23 protein-coding genes and 1 rRNA gene are annotated in these 25,163 nt (G+C 40.6%); all 24 read left to right on the forward strand.

The genetic code is table 11. From position 1 onward, the window contains the following. The first annotated feature begins 116 nt into the window (after positions 1-116). The 24 genes from AC4E8C_RS00330 (at position 117) to AC4E8C_RS00445 (ending at position 25,153) form a co-directional block, all read left to right on the forward strand. Entirely contained in the window at positions 117-1,748 is a 1,632-nt protein-coding gene (locus AC4E8C_RS00330; RefSeq protein ID WP_490209386.1) for a putative polysaccharide biosynthesis protein, read from the forward strand. A 4-nt stretch (positions 1,749-1,752) separates the two neighbouring features. Continuing rightward, the gene (gene yabN / locus AC4E8C_RS00335) at positions 1,753-3,225 is read left to right on the forward strand and encodes a bifunctional methyltransferase/pyrophosphohydrolase YabN (RefSeq protein WP_490209388.1); all 1,473 of its coding nucleotides are present in this window, start codon (positions 1,753-1,755) and stop codon (positions 3,223-3,225) included. 18 nt (positions 3,226-3,243) lie between these two features. Beyond that, positions 3,244-3,516, forward strand: coding sequence for an RNA-binding S4 domain-containing protein (locus AC4E8C_RS00340; RefSeq protein WP_490209390.1), 273 nt, complete (start codon positions 3,244-3,246; stop codon positions 3,514-3,516). Between the two features lie 78 nt (positions 3,517-3,594). Continuing rightward, positions 3,595-3,897, forward strand: coding sequence for a sporulation protein YabP (gene yabP, locus AC4E8C_RS00345; protein ID WP_490209391.1), 303 nt, complete (start codon positions 3,595-3,597; stop codon positions 3,895-3,897). Continuing rightward, positions 3,894-4,526 carry a spore cortex biosynthesis protein YabQ gene (gene yabQ, locus AC4E8C_RS00350; protein ID WP_490209393.1) on the forward strand — a complete coding sequence of 211 codons (633 nt, stop codon included), beginning with the start codon at positions 3,894-3,896 and terminating at the stop codon, positions 4,524-4,526. The genes yabP and yabQ overlap by 4 nt, the downstream gene beginning before the upstream one ends. Next, on the forward strand, positions 4,505-4,924 hold the full coding sequence (locus AC4E8C_RS00355) for an FtsB family cell division protein (RefSeq protein WP_490209395.1): 420 nt from the start codon (positions 4,505-4,507) through the stop codon (positions 4,922-4,924). The genes yabQ and AC4E8C_RS00355 overlap by 22 nt, the downstream gene beginning before the upstream one ends. Positions 4,925-5,019: 95 nt before the next feature. Next, entirely contained in the window at positions 5,020-5,457 is a 438-nt protein-coding gene (locus tag AC4E8C_RS00360; RefSeq protein ID WP_490209396.1) for a S1 domain-containing RNA-binding protein, read from the forward strand. 311 nt (positions 5,458-5,768) lie between these two features. Beyond that, positions 5,769-8,243 carry a stage II sporulation protein E gene (spoIIE, locus tag AC4E8C_RS00365; RefSeq protein ID WP_490209398.1) on the forward strand — a complete coding sequence of 825 codons (2,475 nt, stop codon included), beginning with the start codon at positions 5,769-5,771 and terminating at the stop codon, positions 8,241-8,243. Positions 8,244-8,337: 94 nt separating this feature from the next. Further along, positions 8,338-9,075, forward strand: a complete 738-nt coding sequence (locus tag AC4E8C_RS00370; RefSeq protein ID WP_490209399.1) for a vWA domain-containing protein — start codon at positions 8,338-8,340, stop codon at positions 9,073-9,075. Beyond that, complete coding sequence (locus tag AC4E8C_RS00375) at positions 9,044-10,063, forward strand: protein kinase domain-containing protein (protein ID WP_490212424.1); 1,020 nt, start codon at positions 9,044-9,046, stop codon at positions 10,061-10,063. The genes AC4E8C_RS00370 and AC4E8C_RS00375 overlap by 32 nt, the downstream gene beginning before the upstream one ends. 458 nt (positions 10,064-10,521) lie before the next feature. Further along, entirely contained in the window at positions 10,522-11,907 is a 1,386-nt protein-coding gene (gene tilS / locus AC4E8C_RS00380; protein ID WP_490209400.1) for a tRNA lysidine(34) synthetase TilS, read from the forward strand. 26 nt (positions 11,908-11,933) lie between these two features. Beyond that, positions 11,934-12,473 carry a hypoxanthine phosphoribosyltransferase gene (hpt, locus tag AC4E8C_RS00385; protein ID WP_490212425.1) on the forward strand — a complete coding sequence of 180 codons (540 nt, stop codon included), beginning with the start codon at positions 11,934-11,936 and terminating at the stop codon, positions 12,471-12,473. Between the two features lie 135 nt (positions 12,474-12,608). Further along, positions 12,609-14,570: an ATP-dependent zinc metalloprotease FtsH gene (gene ftsH / locus AC4E8C_RS00390; RefSeq protein WP_490209402.1), complete on the forward strand. Its 1,962-nt coding sequence runs from the start codon at positions 12,609-12,611 to the stop codon at positions 14,568-14,570. Between the two features lie 107 nt (positions 14,571-14,677). Then, positions 14,678-15,445 carry a type III pantothenate kinase gene (locus tag AC4E8C_RS00395; RefSeq protein ID WP_490209403.1) on the forward strand — a complete coding sequence of 256 codons (768 nt, stop codon included), beginning with the start codon at positions 14,678-14,680 and terminating at the stop codon, positions 15,443-15,445. Positions 15,446-15,481: 36 nt separating this feature from the next. Then, positions 15,482-16,360 carry an Hsp33 family molecular chaperone HslO gene (gene hslO, locus AC4E8C_RS00400; protein WP_490209405.1) on the forward strand — a complete coding sequence of 293 codons (879 nt, stop codon included), beginning with the start codon at positions 15,482-15,484 and terminating at the stop codon, positions 16,358-16,360. Between the two features lie 97 nt (positions 16,361-16,457). Continuing rightward, positions 16,458-17,357: a peptidyl-prolyl cis-trans isomerase gene (locus AC4E8C_RS00405; protein ID WP_490209406.1), complete on the forward strand. Its 900-nt coding sequence runs from the start codon at positions 16,458-16,460 to the stop codon at positions 17,355-17,357. Between the two features lie 148 nt (positions 17,358-17,505). Then, the gene (gene cysK, locus AC4E8C_RS00410; protein ID WP_490209407.1) at positions 17,506-18,435 is read left to right on the forward strand and encodes a cysteine synthase A; all 930 of its coding nucleotides are present in this window, start codon (positions 17,506-17,508) and stop codon (positions 18,433-18,435) included. 175 nt (positions 18,436-18,610) lie between these two features. Beyond that, positions 18,611-19,453 (forward strand): dihydropteroate synthase, encoded by an 843-nt coding sequence (gene folP / locus AC4E8C_RS00415; protein ID WP_490209408.1) that lies wholly within the window; start codon positions 18,611-18,613, stop codon positions 19,451-19,453. After that, positions 19,446-19,805 carry a dihydroneopterin aldolase gene (folB, locus tag AC4E8C_RS00420; protein WP_490209410.1) on the forward strand — a complete coding sequence of 120 codons (360 nt, stop codon included), beginning with the start codon at positions 19,446-19,448 and terminating at the stop codon, positions 19,803-19,805. The genes folP and folB overlap by 8 nt, the downstream gene beginning before the upstream one ends. A gap of 2 nt (positions 19,806-19,807) precedes the next feature. Next, positions 19,808-20,335 (forward strand): 2-amino-4-hydroxy-6-hydroxymethyldihydropteridine diphosphokinase, encoded by a 528-nt coding sequence (gene folK / locus AC4E8C_RS00425; RefSeq protein WP_490209412.1) that lies wholly within the window; start codon positions 19,808-19,810, stop codon positions 20,333-20,335. Then, positions 20,287-20,490: a helix-turn-helix domain-containing protein gene (locus AC4E8C_RS00430; protein WP_490209414.1), complete on the forward strand. Its 204-nt coding sequence runs from the start codon at positions 20,287-20,289 to the stop codon at positions 20,488-20,490. Before folK ends, AC4E8C_RS00430 begins: the two co-directional genes overlap by 49 nt. Before the next feature lie 74 nt (positions 20,491-20,564). Then, positions 20,565-21,566, forward strand: a complete 1,002-nt coding sequence (dusB, locus tag AC4E8C_RS00435; RefSeq protein ID WP_490209415.1) for a tRNA dihydrouridine synthase DusB — start codon at positions 20,565-20,567, stop codon at positions 21,564-21,566. A gap of 205 nt (positions 21,567-21,771) precedes the next feature. Next, entirely contained in the window at positions 21,772-23,256 is a 1,485-nt protein-coding gene (gene lysS, locus AC4E8C_RS00440) for a lysine--tRNA ligase (protein WP_490209417.1), read from the forward strand. A 347-nt stretch (positions 23,257-23,603) separates the two neighbouring features. Continuing rightward, positions 23,604-25,153: ribosomal RNA gene (locus tag AC4E8C_RS00445) — 16S ribosomal RNA — on the forward strand. The last annotated feature ends 10 nt before the right edge of the window (positions 25,154-25,163 follow it).

Below are 25,163 nucleotides of genomic sequence, written 5' to 3' on the forward strand. Positions count from 1 at the left end.
TTTTTTCGTAAAAGGAGGTATGGCGCCTTACATTTCATACTTTGTAAATGGTTTGAAACGTTTAGCGCGGTTTTGTATGCTATAATACCTTGGAGTTTACTTTAGTAGGTGAAGCAATGAAGTCAACAAGGCCCGTAAATCAATCAAAGGCGCTCTTTAGAGGGGCCTTTATTTTAACCATTGCGGCAATTGCAACAAAAATCTTAAGTGCCTTTTATCGCATTCCTTTTCAGAATATCGTGGGTGACATCGGTTTTTACATATATCAGCAAGTATATCCGTTTTACGGGATGGCGATCGTTTTGTCAACAACTGGCTTTCCTGTTGTGATTTCAAAGCTGTATGCGGAGCAGAAAGCAAAAGGCGATGAAGGAAATTCCCGTTTGCTGCTGTTCGTCTCGTTTCTTTTTCTACAAGCTTTTGGGATTGTTTGTTTCCTTATACTTTATCTAGGAGCAGAGGGAATTGCCGGCTGGATGAACGATCCCCATTTAGCGATTTTACTGAGGGTTGTCTCGATTGTTTTTTTGACATCTCCGATTGGGTCCTTATTGAGAGGTTACTATCAAGGCAATGGCGATATGGTGCCAACTGCCTTATCGCAAGTTGGTGAACAGACAGTACGGGTCGTAACTATTCTTTTCTTATCCTACCTGTTTATACGGCAGGGCTATTCTCTCTATCTGGTCGGTGGCGGAGCGATGTTTGGTTCCATTACAGGCAGTGTCATTTCTGGACTTATCTTGTTTATGTTTTTATGGATTCGTAAAGAATGGAAAGTAATCAGGCCATTAAGGGGAAGAGGTCAGAGGTACAGGTCAGACATCAGCGTAATTGTTAAGGCGCTCCTGTTCCAAGGGTTGATGATTTGTTTAAGTGGGATGCTGATGATTTTTATTCAATTAGCAGATGCCTTGAATCTATACTCCTTGCTTGTCGCAAATGGAATGAACGAGGATCTTGCTAAAAGTGTAAAAGGAATTTATGACAGGGGGCAACCGTTAATTCAACTAGGTACCGTTGCAGCAACATCTATGTCGCTAACCCTGGTGCCGTTGATAAGCCGGGCTCGCTTAGCGGCAAAACAGCAGGAAATACAGGAGAAAATTCAGTTGGCCATGAGAGTGAGTATCGTCATTGGAATTGGAGCCTCTGTGGGTCTTTGGGCTATAATCGAACCAACCAATACAATGCTGTTTGAAAATGATAAGGGTTCTGCCGTATTGGGCGTTCTTGGTTTTGTCATTTTCCTTACGTCGATGATCTCCACCATTATTGCGATGATGCAAGGTTTGGGAAGCCTGCTTTTCCCTGCGATTGCCGTAGTGGTCTCCTTTCCACTTAAATACAGTTTAAATCTTATTTTTATTCCATTGTGGGGAACCATGGGAGCGGCTGTTTCCTCTTTAATCACTTTAGGTCTTGTCTGTGGTTTCCTTTTAGTGAGATTTAAAAACATAATCGATGGTCCGCTCGTTTCTTCTGAATGGTGGAAACCCATCCTAACGGCCACAGCTGCCATGGTCATCGTATTAAGAATCTATATATATTTGACCAACTTTGTTGTAGATTTCTTTGAATTAGACCGAATGGGAGCTGCTTTGCAATCGTTGAGCGCTGTTACCCTAGGCGGGTTTCTCTTTTTATTGATTATTATCCGCGGTCGTTTGTTTCGTGAGGAAGAACTTGCCTTATTCCCACTGGGAAGTAAGCTAATCCATCTATTAGCACGAAAAGATAGGAGTTAATGATATGGTAAAAAAAATCGAAATTGTTGGATTGGGAGCTGGAGATTTAGAACAGCTGCCATTTGGGGTATATAAGAAATTACTTGCAGGAAGTGAAAACTTATTTTTACGAACAAAGGAACATCCTGTCGTCACGGAGTTAGAAAACGAAGGAATCACCTATAGATCCTTTGACGATGTGTATGAAAAACATGATCAGTTTGAAGCAGTTTATGAAGAAATTACCCAGAATTTATTGGAGAATGCCAAGAATAGCACGGTTGTTTATGCTGTGCCTGGCCATCCACTGGTTGCCGAGCGGACCGTGCAGCTTTTAATAGAGAATGGCCCCAAAATGGGAATAGAGATTATCATCGGCGGGGGACAGAGCTTTATTGATGCACTATTTGCCTCATTAAAAATTGATCCCATTGAAGGATTTCAACTGCTAGATGGTAATTCACTTGTGAGCAGCCAGCTGCAAATCGAACAGCACCTGATTATTAGCCAGGTGTATGATCAATTTATTGCATCAAACGTCAAGTTAACCTTGATGGAAAAATTACCTGATGATTATGAGGTATATATTGTCACTGCAGCAGGAAGCAGTCAAGAAGTGATTCAAAAGGTGGCTTTGTATGAGTTAGACCGAAATGTTTCGCTGAACAATTTGACGTCTGTCTATGTCCCGCCAGTGAAAAACGAAGAAATTTTATTAAAAAATTTCACTAAACTTCGAGAAATTATTGCAATCTTAAGAAGCCCTGACGGCTGCCCATGGGATAAAGAACAGACCCATGAATCGTTAAAAAGATACTTAATTGAAGAAACCTATGAGGTCATTGAGGCGATTAATGAAGGTGATATTGATCATTTAGTTGAAGAGCTGGGCGATGTCCTGCTGCAGGTGATGCTTCATGCTCAAATTGGTGAGGATGATGGGTATTTTTCCATCGACGATATTATTGAAGGGGTGTCCGCTAAAATGATCCGGAGGCACCCGCATGTGTTCGGAACAGGTAAGGCCGACAATGCGGACGAGGTCGTCCAGAACTGGCAGGAAATAAAGAAACAAGAAAAAGGCGGGACAACGCCAGAATCTTTACTCGAAGGTGTGTCCAAGAGTCAGCCTAATTTACTGCGGGCGTATGAGCTGCAGAAAAAAGCTGCAAAGGTTGGTTTTGATTGGCAGGAAATTACCCCCGCGCTCGCGAAAGTGAAAGAAGAGCTTGATGAATTTATCGCAGAATTGGATGGCACAGAGGCAGGCATGCAATTCGCTAAGGGAGAATTTGGTGACTTGTTATTTGCCTTCGTGAATGTAGCAAGGTTCTTAAAGATTCACCCTGAAGAGGCACTGTTTGAAACCAATGAAAAGTTTACACGCAGATTTCACCATGTAGAAAAAAAGGTGAAAGAAAGCGGAAGGCCGTTTGAGGAACATACACTTGAACAACTCGACCACTACTGGGATGAAGCAAAAGCCAAGGGACTATAATAAAGGGGGATTTTTTACATGCGCTTAGATAAGTTTTTAAAAGTATCTAGATTAATAAAAAGACGGACCTTAGCAAAGGAAGTTTCTGATCAAGGCAGAATTGAGATTAATGGAAAGGAAGCGAAGGCAAGCTCCACTGTTAAAGTGGGGGATGAATTAACCATTCGCCTTGGACAGCGCAGGGTAACGGCAAGAATTGACCGTATTCAAGAAACATCCCGTAAGGATGAAGCTGCTGAGATGTATACCATTTTAAAAGAAGAGAAATTAGGTTCGAGTGATAGCTTCTAAGATATAATGTTCTATTTCCCTTATCCTTCACATAAAAATGTACAAAAGGGTTGTACAAATGATTGTGAGGGATGAAGGATGAACCAATATAATGATAATCATTCAACAAAGAGCAGTGTTCCAGATCATGATGTGATTATGAGAGGAAGAAAGCTTCTTGATATTACAGGGGTTAAACAGGTTGAGAGCTTTGATAATGAAGAATTCCTTTTAGAAACGGTAATGGGGTTTTTAGCCATTAAAGGACAAAATCTACACATGAAAAACTTGGATGTTGAAAAAGGGATTGTTTCCATAAAGGGGAAAATCTTTGACTTAGTTTATCTTGATGAACAGCATGGGGAGAAAGCTAAAGGCTTCTTTAGCAAGTTATTCCGATGACCCTTTCAACGCAATTTCTTACGATGATTTCAATGATTGGGATGGGATCGTTGTTCGGCGTCATGTTTGATACGTATCAACGCTTCTTAAAACGACCTAAGCAAAAGGCTTGGATTGTGTTTATCAATGATTTATTATTTTGGATCATTCAAGCATTACTTATTTTTTATACGTTATTTTTAGTCAATAATGGGGAATTAAGATTTTATATCTTTATCGCCCTTGTGTGTGGGTTTGCTGCCTATCAAAGCTTGTTTAAAGGTGTGTACCTTAAACTGCTTGAAACGTTGATCCAATCGATTGTTGCTATTTATAAATTTTTGCAAAAATCCTTCCAGCTCCTGATTTATAAACCTGTCATTGGCCTTATTATGTTTACGATTACGATTATTCTTGGACTTGGCAGGGGACTCTTAACCCTTGTCAAATTTGTTTTTAAGGTTGTATTAATCGTATTTAAAATTATTTTTGTGCCATTGCGAACAATAGTGGAATTATTTTGGAAACTTTTGCCGAAAGGTCTTAAAAAAACCGTCGAGAAGTTATATAATAAAACGGCAGGAAATTTTAAGGAAATAAGGAATTATATTAATAAGTGGATAGATAAATGGAAAAAGAGAAAAGAGTAAAGGAGGGAAGGGAAATGGGCGCTGAGCCGAAAAAGAGTGTCTCAAAAATTCAGACAACCTATGTGGAACAACAAGAATACGCTGAAATTGCCTCAGCACGGAAAAGAAAATTATTAATTAGAAGGTTATCGTTATTTTTTGTATTTGCGAGTTTACTATCCTATTTAATGATTTCAAGTTACATTTCCCAAACCACTAAGCTCGAAGCAAAAGTTGCACAAAAAAAGAAGCTTGATCACCAGCTGTCTGATCTTAAAAAGCAGCAGGCAATCCTAAAAGAAGACATAATTAAATTAAATGATGATGATTACATTGGGAAGTTAGCTAGAAAAGAGTATTTCTTCTCGGAGAAAAATGAAGTTATCTTTAACATTCCTGAAGAAAAAAAGGAAAATTAGCGCACTGTTGCGAGTTATTGACACTGAATTTTCCCTTTCTGTATACTATATAGTAAGATTGGTTTTTTACCATTATAAGGAGGAACATTCTTTTTATGTCAATTGAAGTAGGCAGCAAGTTACAAGGAAAGGTAACAGGTATTACTAATTTTGGAGCGTTTGTGGAGCTGCCAGGTGGCTCAACTGGATTGGTACACATTAGTGAGGTTGCAGACAATTATGTAAAAGATATCAACGACCATTTAAAGGTTGGCGACCAAATCGAAGTGAAGGTCCTTAATGTTGAGAAGGATGGAAAAATTGGCTTATCGATTAAAAAGGCAAAAGATCGGCCAGAACCAGAAAAAAAACAATATTCGAACTCACATTCGCAACGCCCTCGTCAAAGCAGATCCAACGATCGGAATACTAATAGACCGGAAACATTCGAGTCAAAAATGGCGAAATTCCTAAAAGATAGTGAAGATCGTTTAACTTCCTTAAAGAGACATACAGAGTCTAAGCGTGGAGGAAGAGGAGCTAAACGGGGCTAACTTGCTGCGCACACTTGTAACAATAGAGCGGATTTTAATTACATGGAATATAAAAAGACAGGCCGATGAGGGCCTGTCTTTTTTTGTGTTTTTATCATTTTTATAGTTTTAGCTTACTACATTAAGAATAGTCCAGCTGTTTCGATGGTGCCTGACACCATTTCTCCTTTATACGACATGTTTATGGTATTTGAATGATTATAGTGAAAACCGTCGAACGATTATTTGAGCTTGTTCACTATTTTGACAAACTTTTAAGACTATTAACTTTATAATAATGGGCAACGATGAAAGTATAGGGAGTGTGATTTATGGAAAAGACAAACGTGAGTTTCATAGAACCAGTCGGAGAAGTCAACCTTCATTCCTCAAAGTGGGATCTGGGGAAAGGACTAAGGAAAATCCAGTACATGCTTGAGTCCTTTTTCATAAAAAAGGGTTATCTTTTATTATTTGTAGGATTTTTGCTTGGACGAGCCTTAATTCTGGCGAAGCTGACCCCTTTTTGTCTACCTTTCTTTGCTGCCGTTTATTTAATCAAAAGGGACCGGGCACCGCTTGCCCTGATTGGGCTAGTCGTCGGGGCAGCAACAATTTCTTTGGGCAATGCTGCCTTTACCTTCGCAGTCAGTATATTATTCTTACTCATTTTTCGGGTTTGTCAAAATTGGATAAAGAACGAAGTCCGGTCAATGCCATTTTTTGTTGGGATCATTCTAGGAATAGGAAAATTAGCAGAAACTTTCATAGTCTCTCAACAATTGGCGCTATATGATCTATTAATGGTAGGTGTTCAAGCAAGTCTTGCTTTTATCCTGACCCTTATTTTTTTACAGAGTATACCCTTATTAATAATGAATAAACGCAGGCAATTATTAAAAACAGAAGAAATCGTCTGCCTTATTATTATGCTCGCTTCCATTATGTCCGGAACCATCGGCTGGAAGGTGTATGATTTGTCGATTGAACATATTATGTCGAGATATTTGGTATTGGTATTTTCCTTCATTGCTGGCGCAACGGTAGGCTCCACAGTTGGTGTAGTGACGGGATTAATTTTTAGCCTAGCCAGTGTTTCAAGTTTCTACCATATGAGTTTACTTGCCTTTTCGGGCGTACTTGGCGGTTTATTAAAGGAAGGGAAAAAAATCGGTGTATCTATTGGTTTATTTATTGCCACCCTGCTGATCGGCATGTATGGTGAGGGCGGCGGCTCCATTTTACAAACGGTTTTAGAGACATCTGCTGCAGTTGTCCTATTCCTGTTAACACCACAAGTGTTTACTTCTAAATTAGCAAAATATATCCCAGGAACACCCGAATACACGGCAGAGCAGCAAAAGTATATGCGAAAAATGCGCGATGTTACGGCCCAGCGGGTTTCACAATTTTCAGGTGTCTTCCACGCGCTGTCAAAAAGTTTTTCACAAATGGAAGTCATGCCAGATGAAGAGGAACATGACCGGGAAATGGATTACTTCATGAGTAATGTAACGGAAAGAACGTGTCAAACATGCTTTAAAAAGGAACAATGCTGGGCAAAGAATTTTAATACAACCTATGCCACGATGGAAGAAATTATTCATGAAATGGATTTAAATGATGGAAATGTTTCTCCGAAATTAGCAAGGGAGTGGGATAAACTTTGTACCCGTTCAAAAAAGGTTTATGAAACAATTGGTCAGGAATTAACATTTTTTCAAGCTAATCAACGCTTAAAGAAGCAGGTTCGGGAAAGTCGGAAATTAGTTGCTGAGCAATTATTAGGTGTTTCCGAAGTAATGGACAATTTTGCGAAGGAAATACAGCGTGAACGTGAGAATCATCACAAACAGGAAGAGCAAATTATGGAGGCAATCCAGGAGTTTGGGATTCATATTGAACAAGTTGAAATCTACAGTTTGGAGCAGGGAAATGTTGATATCGAGATGGCTGTGCCATTTTGTAATGGACACGGGGAGTGTGAAAAATTAATTGCTCCCATGTTATCAGATATTCTGGGGGAAACGATTATTGTCAATAAAGAAGAATGTGCAACAGTACCGCATGGATTCTGTCAGGTAACGTTTCGATCATCCAAAGCCTTTACGGTGGAAACAGGGGTAGCCCATGCAGCCAAGGATGGGGGACTCATTTCTGGTGACAGCTTTTCAACTATTGAGCTGGGATTAGGAAAGTATGCGATTGCCATTAGTGATGGCATGGGGAATGGAGAACGGGCTCATTATGAGAGCAAAGAAACACTGAAGCTATTACAAAAAATATTACAATCAGGCATTGAGGAAAAGGTGGCAATTAAATCGGTTAATTCCATTTTATCGCTGCGAACTACTGATGAAATTTTTTCAACCTTGGATTTAGCAATGATTGATTTAAAAGATGCCTCGGCAAAATTCCTTAAGATTGGGTCAACGCCAAGTTTTATTAAAAGAGGAAATAAGGTAATAAAGATACAGGCGAGTAATCTGCCAATGGGAATCCTTCAAGAATTTGAAGTGGATGTCGTCAGTGAGCAATTAAAAGCGGGCGATTTGCTGATTATGATGAGTGATGGCGTGTTTGAAGGGCCAAAGCATGTAGAAAATTATGACTTATGGATGAAACGAAAAGTACAAGAATTAGAAACAGATGAACCTCAAGAGGTGGCAGATTTAATTATGGAAGAAGTGATTAGGTCTAGATCGGGACTCATTGATGATGATATGACCGTGACAGTAGCAAAAATTAGACATAATACACCGAAGTGGGCATCCATCCCCATTCATAAGTTAAAGAAGCAAGCATAACCGATTATTTTAACCCAACATCATGACATTATGTATAAATCACTTGGATCCCGTCGAAAATGGTACCAATACGTTTTCATGGAGGGAGAAGGTTATGTATACAGGAAAAATTCGGCAGATTTTACTTATTACTGATGGATGCTCGAACCAAGGTGATGACCCTATTGCAATGGCAGCGCTCGCAAAAGAACAAGGGATTACAGTAAATGTCATCGGGGTTATGGAACAAGACGTGATTGATGAAAAAGGAATAACCGAAATTGAAGGAATCGCCATGTCCGGCGGCGGAGTTAGTCAAATTGTTTATGCGGAACGACTGTCGCAAACCGTCCAAATGGTTACAAGGAAAGCAATGAACCAAACCATTCAAGGCGTTGTGAATAATCAGTTACAGCAGATTCTTGGCCGTTCACAAACAATGGAAGACCTGCCGCCTGAAAAACGCGGGGAAGTGATGGAAGTCGTCGATGAATTAGGTGAAACTGTCGAATTAGAGGTGTTGATTCTTGTCGATACCAGTGCCAGTATGAAACATAAACTTCCAACCGTAAAAGAGGCGTTACTTGATTTGTCTCTAAGCTTAAATGCACGTACAGGAGAAAATCAATTCTCTGTTTATGTATTTCCCGGGAAAAAGAATGATGTCGAAAAATTGCTGGATTGGACACCAAAACTGCAAGTTTTGACAAGTGTGTTTTCCCAATTATCTACAGGTGGAATTACCCCGACTGGTCCCGCATTGCGGACGGCATTATCGGCCTTCGATCAAAAACAATCATTAAGGAGTCTGCTTGCACGTGATGATGAATCATACTTTGAAGAGTCAATGTAACCCGCGTCCAGGGACAGTCATTACAGGAAAGTGGTATAAAAAAAGTTATACGATCATAAAAGAATTGGGATTTGGCGCAAATGGGGTTGTCTACCTTGCGAAACACAAAAACACACATGTCGCACTAAAAATGAGTGATAACGGTATGTCAATTACCTCAGAGGTAAATGTGCTGAAATCCTTTGCTAAGGTCCAGGGACACTCCCTCGGACCTTCTTTGCTTGATGTGGACGATTGGCTAACGAACGGCATCCGAATCTCTTTTTATGTCATGGAATATATCCAAGGACCTGATTTTTTATCATTTCTGCAAATCAAAGGGAAGTCATGGACAAGTGTTTTATTTTTACAGCTGCTGACTGAATTAGACTTCATTCATACGAATGGCTGGGTATTTGGAGATCTAAAACCAGAGAACTTAATTGTGACTGGTCCGCCGCCGCAAATAAGATGTATTGATGTAGGGGGGACTACTATTCAGGGGAGAGCCATAAAAGAATTTACAGAGTTTTATGACCGGGGCTATTGGGGGTTAGGCTCCCGCAAGGCAGAAACCTCCTATGATTTATTCGCCGTAGGGATGATTATGATTAATACAGCTTATCCGAAACGTTTTACAAAGACATCAGGGGGAATAACACAGTTAAGAGAAGCGATACGGCAAAAACCAGAACTAATGAAATTTGAGAAGATTATAGTCAAGGCGCTTCAGGGGCATTACCGTAACGCGAAAGAAATGAGGCAGGATTTATTAGATATGATGGTTGAGAAAAAGACTTCTCCAACACCCTCCTCAGCAACAGGTACAAGCGCGCCTTCTTCTATTCAGAAAAAAGTCAAAAATGCAGCAGCCGGAAATCAATCTGTTTCTGTTACAAGGAGAACCTACAGGCAGAAAAAGAAAAAAAGCGGCTGGCTGGAATTTTTATTTATTACAGCTGTTCTAGGCGTGTTATATGGCTGGTATACTTTAAATAATTTACCCTAACAAGAAAAGCGTAAGCGCCCTGGTCAGCGGCGTATGGGCTGGACATATATCAAAATAGAAAGTATAAATTCTTAGATAATAAAATGAAACTATTTGTATTTTGATTCGTAAGTATAGAAGGTCTGATTTTAATGGAAAAAAGCAGTAAAGAAAATGGAAAAATTTCTACTGAATTTGTAACACCTTTATTTTGATAGTTCATTCTTAAAAGTGGTAAGCTATAAAGAAAAGCGGAAGCGTCCGTTTAGCGGCGTATGGCCTGCAGCGCTCCAACTGAGATAAAGGAAACACGAAGAGCCGGAGGCGATTCGATGTTGACTTATCGTAGGGCGGAGAGCGGAAGGACACTAGCCGCTGGGCGCTGGAGCTAGACAAAAAGAAAAGCGGAAGCGTCCGTTTAGCGACGTCGTGCGCTTGAGCTGAAAATATTAAAGTTAGTTTAGAAAGAGTGCAAACAAATGTTGGAATCAAAGATTGCGTCCTTTCTTCAGCGCCATTCATTCAATCTTGAAAACAAAAAAATCATTGTAGGCGTATCAGGTGGGCCGGATTCATTAGCATTGCTTCACTACTTGATTCAGGAAAAGGGTAAAAGAAATTTGTCTATCGTCGTTGCACATGTAGATCATATGTTTCGAGGAGAAGAATCCTTTCTTGATGCTATGTTTGTGAAGGATTTTTGTGAAAAGCAAGAAGTTCCATTTGAAATGCTTCAAATCAATGTGCCAGAAATAATGGAGGCTACAGGAAAAAGTGGGTCGGTGGCTGGAAGAGATGTAAGATATGAATTTTATCATAACATGATGATGAAGCATGAGGCTCCATATCTGGCACTTGGCCATCATGGCGATGATCAAATTGAGACGATGCTCATGCGTCTGACAAGAGGAAGCAGTGGAAAAGCAAGAGCAGGGATCCCATTTTCCCGCCCATTTTATGAAGGGACGATTTTCCGCCCATTCTTATGTTTGACAAAAGACGAAATTTGGGACTATTGTAAACAGAACAATCTTACACCACGGCTGGACCCTAGTAACGAAAAAGGGATCTATAGCCGGAATCGTTTTCGTAAACATGTACTCCCATTTTTAAAGACAGAGAACAGCCATGTTCATGAACATTTTCAACGATTTAGTGAAGAGCTGCAAAGTGATGAAGCCCTTCTACTGGAATTAACAGCAGAACGACTAAAAACGGTAGTAACAAAAAGGGAAGAGGACCAAATTACTATTGACATTAAAGAATTTCTTAAGGTGCCTTTACCTTTACAAAGGAGAGGGATTCAACTAATATTAAACTATCTTTACAAAGAAAAACCAGCTTCTCTTTCTGCCGTACATATCGATCAAGTATTTTCTTTAATACATCATCATGAGCCTTCAGGTAAACTTGATTTCCCAATTGGGTTGAACGTTATTCGTTCCTATTTTCAATTATCGTTCCTATTTCAGCAAAAAACCGCTGAACCCTATAGCTTTAAAATCTATGGTCCAGGAACGATTCAACTTCCAAATGGCGGAAGTATTAGAATAGACCAATTAAATAAGGAATTACCAGGGAGACAGCCTAATACAGCCTTTTTTAATATTGACCATATTACGTGGCCAATGGTCATTCGGACAAGAAAGATGGGTGATCGAATGACATTAAAGGGTATAAAAGGTTCAAAGAAATTAAAGGATATTTTTATTGATCAAAAAGTTCCTGTACAGGACCGGGATAGTTGGCCTGTTGTGACAGATAGTGTTGGTACCATTATTTGGCTTCCCAATTTAAAAAAGTCTTCTTTTGAGGGGATAGATCCAACAGCAAAACAATATATACAACTCACATATATTAAGTAATGATCTTCTAGGGGGCACAATTTATGATGAAAGATGATATTGAAAAGGTTTTGGTTTCAGAAGAGGAAATTCAAGAAAAGATAAAAGTACTAGCAGCGGAGTTAACAGAAGAATACAAAGACCGTTTCCCGCTTGCTATTGGAGTATTAAAAGGTGCAATGCCATTTATGGCCGATTTATTAAAAAATATGGATTGCTATCTTGAAATGGATTTTATGGACGTTTCCAGCTATGGGACCGGTTTTGTTTCATCAGGAGAGGTAAAAATTTTAAAAGACCTAGATACATCAGTTGAAGGAAGAGACATATTAATTATAGAAGATATTATTGATAGTGGCTTGACCTTAAGTTATTTAGTCGACTTATTCCATTATCGAAAAGCAAAATCAATAAAAATTGTTACATTGCTTGATAAACCTACTGGCCGTAAAAGTGCAATCAAAGCCGATTATGTTGGATTTATTGTACCAGATGAGTTCGTAGTTGGTTATGGATTGGATTATATTGAAAAATACCGCAATCTTCCATATATTGGTGTGCTAAAACCCGAAGTATACAGTGAATAATTGTAGGATAAGGAAATTTCTACTGCCGTTCTGGCTATATACCAGACCTATTATCAATGAGAGTAATTCCTTGAATTAGTAAGATTTTCTATGATACTATTTAATATAGTTTTTATCCGCGGGAGGAGGTAAGAGATGAATCGGATTTTCCGTAATACCATCTTTTATTTATTGATATTTTTAGTCATTATTGGTGTGGTGAGTTTCTTCAATGGAAGTAACGAACCAACAGATCAAATTTCTTATGATAAGTTTGTAACACAATTAGAAAATGGTGAAGTCAAATCATTCTCCATGCAGCCTGAACGAGGCGTCTATGAAGTTCGCGGTGAACTTGAAGCAAAAAGTAAAAAGTTTATAACGTATATTCCTAACAGTGAAAAAATTCTTGATCGGATTGACAAGGCTGACTCCAAAGTCGAAGTAATGCCTGCAAAGGAAACTAGCGGCTGGGTGACCTTTTTCACATCCATTATTCCATTCGTGATTATTTTTATCTTATTCTTCTTCTTATTAAACCAAGCTCAAGGCGGCGGCAGCCGTGTGATGAACTTTGGTAAGTCAAAGGCAAAACTTTATAACGATGATAAGAAAAAGGTTCGTTTTAGAGATGTTGCCGGTGCAGATGAAGAAAAAGCAGAATTAGTCGAAGTGGTTGAATTCTTAAAAGATCCACGTAAATTTGCTGAACTTGGAGCCCGTATTCCAAAAGGAGTCTTGCTTGTAGGACCTCCAGGGACAGGTAAAACCTTGTTGGCAAGAGCTACAGCTGGTGAGGCAGGGGTACCTTTCTTCTCCATCAGTGGTTCTGATTTCGTTGAAATGTTTGTAGGGGTCGGTGCATCCCGAGTACGTGACTTATTTGAAAATGCTAAGAAAAATGCCCCTTGTATTATTTTTATCGATGAAATTGACGCAGTTGGACGTCAGCGTGGTGCCGGTTTAGGCGGCGGTCATGATGAGCGTGAACAAACACTGAACCAATTGTTAGTTGAAATGGATGGATTCGGTGCAAATGAGGGAATTATCATTATTGCGGCAACAAACCGTGCTGATATTCTTGACCCTGCCTTGTTACGTCCAGGACGTTTCGACCGTCAAATTACGGTTGACCGCCCCGATGTAGTTGGACGTGAGGCTGTCTTAAAGGTTCATGCGCGTAATAAACCTTTAGATGAATCGGTTAACTTAAAAAATATTGCTATGCGGACACCTGGTTTCTCAGGTGCTGATTTAGAGAATTTATTGAATGAAGCCGCATTAGTTGCAGCCCGAAGCAGCAAAAAGAAGATTGATATGGAAGATATTGATGAAGCAACAGACCGGGTAATTGCCGGTCCAGCCAAGAAGAGCCGGGTTATTTCTGAAAAAGAACGTAACATTGTGGCCTTTCATGAAGGTGGACATACGGTCATTGGGCTAGTCCTCGATGAAGCAGACATGGTTCACAAAGTTACGATCGTCCCACGTGGGCAAGCCGGCGGTTATGCTGTGATGCTTCCAAGAGAAGATCGTTACTTTATGACAAAACCAGAATTGCTTGATAAAATTGTTGGCTTGTTAGGTGGACGCGTTGCTGAAGAAATTGTTTTCGGTGAAGTAAGTACGGGTGCACACAATGACTTCCAACGTGCAACAAGCATTGCTCGAAAAATGGTAACGGAGTACGGAATGAGTGATAAACTTGGACCGCTCCAATTCGGTCAGAATTCCGGTGGTCAAGTGTTCTTAGGTCGTGACATTAATAATGAGCAAAATTATTCTGATGCGATTGCCTATGAAATTGACCTTGAAATCCAACGAATTATTAAAGAATGTTATGAAAGAGCAAGACAGATTCTTACAGAAAATCGTGATAAACTTAACCTTATTGCGACAACCCTTCTTCAGGTTGAAACACTTGTTGCAGAACAAATTAAATATTTGGTTGAACATGGTCATATGCCAGAACCTTCTGTACACCTTGAATCGGTTAATATTGGACCCAAGAAAACAGATGACGTGAAGGTAAATATTAATTCAAAGAAGGAAGAAACTGAAAAAGAGGAAAAGTCCTTTTTAGATAAACCTTCTGATGAAATTGATTATAATAAGTGATGAATGAAAAGAGTGCTTCAAGCGAAGCACTCTTTTTTTTCATCGACCCTCTATTTATGTTATGATGTTGCGTGTAATGAAAAGAATTTGTAAAGCGAGTGATAGATTTGATATTTGTATTTGATGTGGGAAATACCAATATTGTATTAGGTGTTTATCAAGGTGAAGAACTTAAATATCATTGGCGGGTTGAAACTAATCGCAACCGTACCGAAGATGAGTTTGGAATGAATATAAAAGCGCTATTTGATCACGCAGGTCTATCATTTACAGATATAGACGGGATTATTATTTCTTCCGTTGTGCCTCCTATTATGTTTGCCTTAGAAAGAATGTGCCAAAAGTATTTTCACATTAAGCCTCTTGTTGTTGGACCCGGAATTAAAACCGGACTTAATATAAAATACGAAAACCCTAGAGAAGTCGGGGCAGACCGAATTGTTAATGCCGTAGCAGCGATTCATGAGTATGGCAGTCCCCTCATTATTGTTGATTTTGGCACAGCAACCACCTATTGTTATGTGAATGAGGAGCGTCAATATTTAGGAGGGGCTATTGCACCAGGAATCGGAATTTCTACCGAGGCCCTTTATTCGAGAGCTGCCAAGCTGCCTCGGATTGAAATTGCCCGGCCTGACAATGTAATTGGTAAAAATACAATTTCAGCCATGCAAGCAGGGATTGTCTATGGGTATGTTGGACAAGTTGAAGGTATTGTCAAACGGATGATTGATCAAAGTGATCGAAAACCGACCGTTATTGCCACCGGCGGACTTGCCAATTTAATTGCCCAGGAATCGACAATAATTGATGTGGTAGACCCTTATTTAACTTTAAAGGGTTTGCAGCTTATCTATAAACGGAACATAGGATAACCTATAGGAATACAACTAGAAGGGAGTTAGACACTTTTGAATGATTATCTTGTAAAAGCACTAGCATATGATGGAAATATTCGCGCCTATGCGGTTAGAACAACAGAAACCGTTAGTGAAGCACAACGGCGTCATCAAACATGGAGAACAGCTTCTGCTGCACTTGGCCGTACGCTGACTGCGGGGGTCATGATGGGGGCCATGCTTAAAGGTGACGATAAATTGACCATTAAAATTAATGGTGGAGGTCCGCTTGGTCCCATTGTTGTTGACAGTAACGCAAAAGGAGAGGTTCGCGGTTATGTAACCAATCCCGAAGTTGACTTTGAACACAATGAAAACGGGAAGCTGGATGTTCGCCGTGCGGTTGGGACAGACGGCATGTTAGCCGTCGTGAAGGATATTGGTCTGCGTGATTTCTTTTCAGGACAAGTTCCCCTTGTATCTGGTGAATTAGGAGAGGATTTTACTTATTACTTCGCAACATCAGAACAGGTTCCATCCTCTGTTGGTGTCGGTGTTTTAGTTAATCCCGATGATACCATCCTAGCCGCTGGCGGATTTATTTTTCAATTAATGCCGGGTACACCAGAATCAATTATTGAGAAACTCGAAGACCGCTTAAAAACGATTGAGCCAATATCAAAATTAGTGGAACGCGGCTTAACGCCAGAGCAAATCCTTGAAGAATTATTTGGAAAAGATCAGGTGAAGGTATTAGAAACAATGCCGGTAAGCTTTCAATGCAATTGTTCAAAAGACCGATTTGCCAATGCTATTGTCGGTTTAGGTGCAGCAGAAATAACGGCTATGATTGAAGAGGATGGCCAGGCCGAGGCACATTGCCACTTCTGTAATGAAAAATACCTCTTTTCCAAAGAAGAATTGGAAGAGTTAAGAAAAGATGCTAAATAGTTTTTCCGACTAGCATGGGGTTGATGACTAAAAAAGAATCATGACTTGCTCCAGTGCTCAGGGGGCACTAGTGCTTTTCGTGTTGGAGGAGAACAGGTTGGGAAAGAAGCAGCTTTGGATGGTTATTGCCGGCCTTATTATGCTAAATTGCCTAACGATTGCCTTCTTCCTGTCAAGGACAGATGCGGCATTCGGTTCCGCTGCTCAAGATGAAGCAGTTGCTACAGTGGGAAAAACAGAAATCTCAAGGCAGGCCTGGCTAAATGAATTAGAAGCCCGATATGGAAAAGATGTACTAAGGGAAATGATTGACCAACAGGTTATTGAAGAGATGGCAGAAAAGTATCAGATTGAAGTGTCTGACGCGGATGTGGAACGTGAGTTTAGAATGCTGCAGACCACGTATAATTCTTTTAGTCAAAAAAACAATCATCAGGATGAGAAGAAGTGGAAGGAACAAATTCGCAGCAGTCTTTTACTTGAGGAACTTTTGACTAGAGATGTGGAGGTTTCCAATAAAGAGTTGAAAAGCTATTATACTAAAAATAAACAGCTCTTCAATGTACCGGCTGCCTATCATGTATCGCATATTGTTGTAAAAACAAAGAAAGAAGCAGAAAAGACCTCAAAGGAGTTAGCGGATGGTTCTAGTTTTTCTGTATTAGCGATGGAACGATCGATTGAGGAGTTTTCCGCTAATGAGGGCGGCGATATTGGCTATATAAGTCAAGGGGATGAGCGATACCCAAAACAATATATTGATACCGCTAAGAGGCTAAAGAAGGGCGCATACAGCAAACCATTTAAGGTGAAAGATGGATATGTGTTAATCAAACTTGAGGGAAAAATAAGCGGTAAAAATTATTCCTATGAAGAAGTGAAAGACCAAATACGCAGGCAAATTGCTTTAGAGCAAATGAAGTCCCCAGCATCAGCATCTACTTTTTGGGATGATGCTAAAGTGGAATGGTTTTACGGCAATAATGACTTAGACTAACACAGGAAAAGTTCCTGTGTTTTTTTTATTCACAAATTTTCATTTTATTCAAAAATTTCATTGCAAAACAATTGACAAAACATGTATAAAGCTGTTAAATTCATAATATATTAAATCCAATAAAAATACTCGGAATAGAGGTGCCGTGATGGCTCGTGTAGCAAATTCAGTTGCCGATTTAGTCGGCCAAACACCAATTGTAAAATTAAACAGAATAGTAGATGAAAACAGTGCAGAGGTTTATTTGAAACTTGAATATTTTAATCCTGGCAGCAGTGTAAAAGATCGTATCGCTTTAGCAATGATTGAAGCGGCTGAGGAACAAGGATTAATTAAACCAGGCGTTGATACCATTATCGAACCAACTAGTGGGAATACTGGTATTGGTTTAGCTATGATCGCTGCTGCAAAAGGTTATAATGCAGTCTTTGTTATGCCTGAGACAATGAGTTTAGAAAGAAGAAACCTGCTTCGCGCTTATGGAGCTGAACTAGTACTAACACCTGGTCCAGCAGGTATGAAGGGTGCTATTGCTAAAGCGGAAGAGCTTGTTAAGGAGCATGGATATTTCTTACCACAACAATTTAAAAACGAAGCAAATCCAGAAGTTCACCGTAAAACAACGGGTAAAGAGATTGTGGAACAAATGGATCAGTTGGATGCATTTGTTGCCGGTATCGGTACTGGTGGAACGATTACTGGGGCTGGTGAAGTCCTACGTGAGAAATTCCCTGAAATCAAAATTTACGCCGTAGAACCTACTGATTCCCCTGTATTATCAGGTGGAAAACCTGGTCCTCACAAAATTCAAGGTATTGGAGCTGGTTTTGTACCAGATGTTCTAAATACAGACGTTTATGAGGAAGTCATTCAAGTGGGCACAGAGGATGCATTTGCAGCAGCCCGTCGTGTCGCTAGAGAAGAAGGGATTCTTGGAGGAATCTCATCAGGCGCAGCGATTCATGCAGCGATTGAAGTTGCTAAAAAACTAGGAAAAGGTAAAAAGGTTCTTGCTATTATTCCAGATAACGGTGAACGTTATTTAAGTACTGCCCTTTACCAATTTGACGCTGAATAATAAAATAATTGGGTCTTGGCGATTGCCAGGGCTCTTTTCTATTGTAAGGGGACAGTATGACCTAAGGAATCAGCTTGAGGATTATGTGGCACCATTATGCGGAAATTATGAAAACATCTTTATTTTCCTGTATGATAAAAAATAGTATGTATGCTCTGCATAGGGGGAATGTATAATGCAATCTGCTTCACAATCAATCCAATGCGGCCCATATACATTGAATTACGGAAAGAAAACAATTGTAATGGGCATCTTAAATGTCACGCCAGATTCCTTTTCAGATGGCGGGAGATATAACAATATAGATATGGCAGTTAAACATGCAAAAGAAATGGTCGAAAGTGGAGCTGATATCATTGATATTGGCGGGGAATCGACTCGGCCTGGTTATCAAATGATCTCCGATGAGGAGGAAATTGAACGGATTGTTCCTGTCATTGAAGCAATAACCAGACATATTGAAGTGCCTATATCCATAGATACGTATAAATCGAAAGTAGCTAGAGAGGCCATTTTAGCAGGCGCCCATATCATTAATGATATATGGGGGGCAAAAGCTGATGATCAAATGGCCTCTGTCGCAGCAAGCCTAGGTGTCCCGATTATCTTAATGCATAACCGACAGGATAGAAATTATCAGCATTTTATCAGAGATGTGTTAAATGACTTATATGAGAGTATTGCCATTGTGAAAAAAGCCGGAGTTAGTGATGAGAATATTATTTTAGATCCAGGAATTGGCTTTGCTAAAGACTATCAGGAAAATTTGCTGATGATGCAGAATCTGGACAAGCTGGTTATGCTCGGATACCCAATCCTTTTAGCAACTTCTCGAAAACGAATGATTGGCGAAGCATTAGACCTTCCTGTAGAAGAACGAATGGAAGGTACGGGTGCAACGATCTGTTATGGAATTCAAAAAGGCTGTCAGATGGTTAGGGTTCATGATGTGAAAGAAATGAGCAGAATGGCTAAAATGATGGATGCCATGATGGGAAAGGGTGTAATCGTTGGATAAAATTTATGTAAATCGAATGGAGTTTTTTGGATACCACGGTGTTTTCCCAGAGGAAAATAAGCTGGGTCAGCGGTTCGCTGTGGATTTAGCGGTGTCCGTAGACTTGAAACAGGCCGGAGAAACTGATGACTTAAACTATTCTGTAAACTACGGGGAATTATACCAAGTATGCAAAGGGATAGTGGAAGGAACCCCTTATAAGCTTATTGAAGCTGTTGCGGAAAAAATTGCGGCTGTCATTTTACAAACGTTCTCACTAGTTTCCGATGTTACTGTTAAAGTAATGAAACCAGATCCTCCTATACCGGGTCATTATCAATCTGTGGCAGTAGAAATAACAAGGAGAAGATAAAAGTGGAAAATACAGCATTTATTTCCCTTGGCTCGAATATGGGAAACCGATATGATCATATGGTTAGTGCGATTCAACGATTAATTAGTTATCCTGCCATTAATATGGTAAATAATTCATCCGTGTATGAAACAGATCCTGTTGGTTATGAAGACCAAGATTTATTTTTGAATATGGCAATTGAGGTGCGAACTGCTTTAAATGCAATGGAATTGTTAAAGGTATGCTTAAGTATAGAGTTAGAACTTGGCAGAAAAAGGGAAATCAGATGGGGTCCCCGGACAATTGACCTTGACATTTTGACTTTTAACCAAGAAAATATTGAGACAGAGAAGCTTGTTGTCCCGCATCCAAGAATGACGGAACGGGCATTTGTATTGATTCCACTTTTAGAAATGAATGTTGACATGAGGATACCTGGGGTGGAAAAACCTCTTAACTTATTGTTAAATGAATTACCTGATAAAGAAGGAGTCAGACTATGGAAACGGAAAAATGGGGTAGACGTATTCGAGCCTATCGAAAATTAAAAGGTTACACTCAAGAGAGTTTTTCAAGGGAATTAGGTGTATCTGTTTCAATTTTAGGTGAAATTGAAAGAGGAAACCGCCCAGCAGGTGACCTGCTTGAAAGAATAGCTCATTCTTTAAAAATTAGTATAGATGACTTAACACCCAAAGAATAAATCAACGTTGGGTATGGAGGTTAAGCCGGTTCAAGTCTTAAAATATTATTATACAGTTATTAGGAGGACGCCGAATGTTAAAAATCGGTGATATCGAAATAAAGAATCCCGTTGTATTAGCCCCTATGGCAGGGGTATGTAACTCTGCCTTCCGCTTGACTGTAAAAGAATTTGGCGCAGGCTTAGTTTGTGCGGAGATGGTTAGTGACAAGGGAATCGTTTTGAAAAATGAAAGAACGATGAATATGCTCTATATTGATGAGCGTGAAAAACCATTAAGTTTGCAAATTTTTGGCGGTGAAAAGGAAACCCTTGTCGAAGCGGCAAAATTTGTTGATAAAAATACAAATGCCGATATTATTGATATCAATATGGGCTGCCCAGTACCAAAAATTACAAAGTGTGATGCAGGGGCCAAGTGGCTTTTAGATCCGAATAAGATTTATGAAATGGTATCTGCGGTTGTTGATGCCGTGGAAAAACCCGTGACTGTTAAAATGCGGATGGGTTGGGATGAAGATCATATTTATGCGATTAAAAATGCCCAAATGGTGGAAGCGGCAGGGGGAAAAGCTGTGGCTCTTCATGGCCGTACCCGTGTGCAAATGTATGAAGGAAAAGCAAATTGGGATATCATTCGCGAAGTCAAGCAATCTATTAACATTCCCGTTATTGGCAATGGCGATGTGCAAACACCACAAGATGCCAAAAGAATGCTGGATGAAACCGGTGTGGATGGCGTGATGATTGGAAGAGCTGCGCTAGGTAATCCATGGATGATTTATCGTACCGTGCAATACTTGGAGACGGGTAAGTTAATGGCTGAGCCATCCGTTAAGGAAAAGATGGACGTATGCATCCTTCATATGGACCGCTTAATTGCCTTGAAAAATGAGGATATCGCTGTCCGTGAGATGCGTAAACATGCAGCCTGGTATTTAAAAGGGGTTCGCGGTAATGCAAACGCGCGGAACGCCATCAATGAATGCACGACAAGAGACCAAGTTGTGAGCGTTCTAAATGATTTAGTAATTGAGGTAGAAGCAAAAGAACAAAGTCAGTTAATTGTGGGTTAATTTGACAAGCTAAGTCGGTTTTTCTATAATGTTTTTGTTTACCGATTGAAGCTGCCAGTAGAAATACTGGCAGTTTTATTCTTTTTCAAACATTTTTGATGTCTGAATTGCCATGTTTGTGTAAAATAATATAGTATGTAAAAAAATCGGCGAGTATTCTTTAAGGTTTTACATAAATAAAGAAAGTAATGGAGTTGAATTAGTCATGAGTCAGGAAGAATTGAATGACCAATTTTTGGTCAGACGCGAAAAAATGAACACCATGCGTGAAAATGGACTAGATCCATTTGGCAAAAGGTTTGATCGTACTCATTTGACAAAAGAATTAGTGGAACAATATGGAGAACTAGAAAATGAAGTTCTTGAGGAAAAAAATATTTCTGTAACCATTGCGGGCCGGATCATGACCAAACGTGGTAAAGGGAAAGCTGGTTTTGCTCACATCCAAGATCTGTCTGGGCAAATTCAAGTGTATGTTAGGAAAGATGTTGTCGGAGATGAACAGTATGAGATTTTCAACTCTGCCGATTTAGGTGACATCGTTGGGATTGAGGGAACGTTATTTAGGACAAAAATGGGCGAATTTTCAATAAAAGTTACGAATTTTGTATTTTTAACAAAAGCTCTACGCCCCCTTCCTGATAAATTCCATGGACTTAAGGATGTTGAGCAGCGGTACCGCCAACGTTATTTGGATTTAATCATGAGTCAAGAAAGCAAAGAGACCTTTATTACTAGAAGCCGCATTATTCAATCGATGCGCCGTTATCTTGATGACCATGGTTATTTAGAAGTGGAAACGCCGATGATGCATGCGATTGCTGGCGGTGCATCGGCTAGACCGTTTATTACGCACCATAATGCCCTTGATATCCCATTATTTATGCGGATTGCCATTGAGCTTCACTTAAAACGTCTAATTGTCGGCGGACTTGAAAAGGTATATGAGATTGGCCGTGTCTTTAGAAATGAAGGGGTATCTACCCGTCATAATCCAGAATTCACCATGATTGAGCTTTATGAAGCTTATGCTGACTACCGCGACATCATGAGCCTGACTGAAAACCTAGTGGCTCATATTGCCCAAGAAGTATTAGGAACAACGACTGTTCAATACGGTGAGTATGAAGTGGATCTTAAACCAGAATGGAAAAGACTCCATATGGTTGATGCTATAAAAGAATATACGGGTGTAGACTTTTGGAAAGAGATGAGTGTAGAAGAAGCACGCGCCCTTGCAAAAGAGCACGGAGTGGAAATTACAGAACATATGCTTTATGGTCATATTGTAAATGAGTTTTTTGAGCAAAAGGTAGAAGAAAAACTAATTCAGCCAACCTTTATTTATGGTCATCCGGTGGAAATTTCTCCACTTGCAAAGAAAAATGATGAGGACCCACGCTTCACTGACCGGTTTGAGCTGTTTATTGTTGCCCGTGAGCATGCTAATGCCTTTACTGAGCTTAACGATCCAATCGATCAAAGAGAGCGCTTTGAAGCGCAGTTAAAAGAGCGTGAGCAGGGTAACGATGAAGCACATGAAATGGACGAAGACTTTGTCGAGGCATTAGAATACGGTATGCCGCCTACTGGTGGACTTGGAATAGGAATAGACCGTTTAGTTATGCTATTAACTAATTCTCCATCTATACGTGATGTACTATTATTCCCATTAATGCGTCATCGTTAATAGTTTTAAAAGGTGCCAGTGCAGCTGGCGCTTTTTTTATCATTTTGAACAGTAATTTTTTTGAATACTTTTATTTTAACTAATTCATATAAAAAGTTTAAAATGCTATTGCACCAAAGTTTTAATGGTGGTATAGTTATATCTGTTGCTGCGAGACAGTAACTTGAAAGAAAAAATTAATCAAAAAAGTTGTTGACATTAAGTTGATAACTTGATATGATTATAAAGTTGCTTTTGGGCGATTGAGTAAATGCTCTTTGAAAACTAAACAAACAAAAACGTCAACAAACAATAATATTAGTTTCGTATGAAACTAAGCCAACGTAACAAAATGAGCTAAATCAACTTTCTCGGAGAGTTTGATCCTGGCTCAGGACGAACGCTGGCGGCGTGCCTAATACATGCAAGTCGAGCGAATCTTTAGGAGCTTGCTCCTGAAGATTAGCGGCGGACGGGTGAGTAACACGTGGGCAACCTGCCTGTAAGACTGGGATAACATCGGGAAACCGATGCTAATACCGGATAATCCTTTTCCTCTCATGAGGAAAAGCTGAAAGTCGGTTTACGCTGACACTTACAGATGGGCCCGCGGCGCATTAGCTAGTTGGTGAGGTAACGGCTCACCAAGGCGACGATGCGTAGCCGACCTGAGAGGGTGATCGGCCACACTGGGACTGAGACACGGCCCAGACTCCTACGGGAGGCAGCAGTAGGGAATCTTCCACAATGGACGAAAGTCTGATGGAGCAACGCCGCGTGAGCGATGAAGGCCTTCGGGTCGTAAAGCTCTGTTGTTAGGGAAGAACAAGTACCGGAGTAACTGCCGGTACCTTGACGGTACCTAACCAGAAAGCCACGGCTAACTACGTGCCAGCAGCCGCGGTAATACGTAGGTGGCAAGCGTTGTCCGGAATTATTGGGCGTAAAGCGCGCGCAGGCGGTCCTTTAAGTCTGATGTGAAAGCCCACGGCTCAACCGTGGAGGGTCATTGGAAACTGGGGGACTTGAGTGCAGAAGAGGAAAGCGGAATTCCACGTGTAGCGGTGAAATGCGTAGAGATGTGGAGGAACACCAGTGGCGAAGGCGGCTTTCTGGTCTGTAACTGACGCTGAGGCGCGAAAGCGTGGGGAGCAAACAGGATTAGATACCCTGGTAGTCCACGCCGTAAACGATGAGTGCTAAGTGTTAGGGGGTTTCCGCCCCTTAGTGCTGCAGCTAACGCATTAAGCACTCCGCCTGGGGAGTACGGCCGCAAGGCTGAAACTCAAAGGAATTGACGGGGGCCCGCACAAGCGGTGGAGCATGTGGTTTAATTCGAAGCAACGCGAAGAACCTTACCAGGTCTTGACATCCTCTGACACTCCTAGAGATAGGAATTTCCCCTTCGGGGGACAGAGTGACAGGTGGTGCATGGTTGTCGTCAGCTCGTGTCGTGAGATGTTGGGTTAAGTCCCGCAACGAGCGCAACCCTTGTTCTTAGTTGCCAGCATTCAGTTGGGCACTCTAAGGAGACTGCCGGTGACAAACCGGAGGAAGGTGGGGATGACGTCAAATCATCATGCCCCTTATGACCTGGGCTACACACGTGCTACAATGGATGGTACAAAGGGCAGCAAAGCCGCGAGGCCTAGCCAATCCCATAAAACCATTCTCAGTTCGGATTGTAGGCTGCAACTCGCCTACATGAAGCCGGAATCGCTAGTAATCGCGGATCAGCATGCCGCGGTGAATACGTTCCCGGGCCTTGTACACACCGCCCGTCACACCACGAGAGTTTGTAACACCCGAAGTCGGTGGGGTAACCGTAAGGAGCCAGCCGCCTAAGGTGGGACAGATGATTGGGGTGAAGTCGTAACAAGGTAGCCGTATCGGAAGGTGCGGCTGGATCACCTCCTTTCTAAGGAATA

The organism is Neobacillus sp. SRL179 (assembly GCF_984799095.1).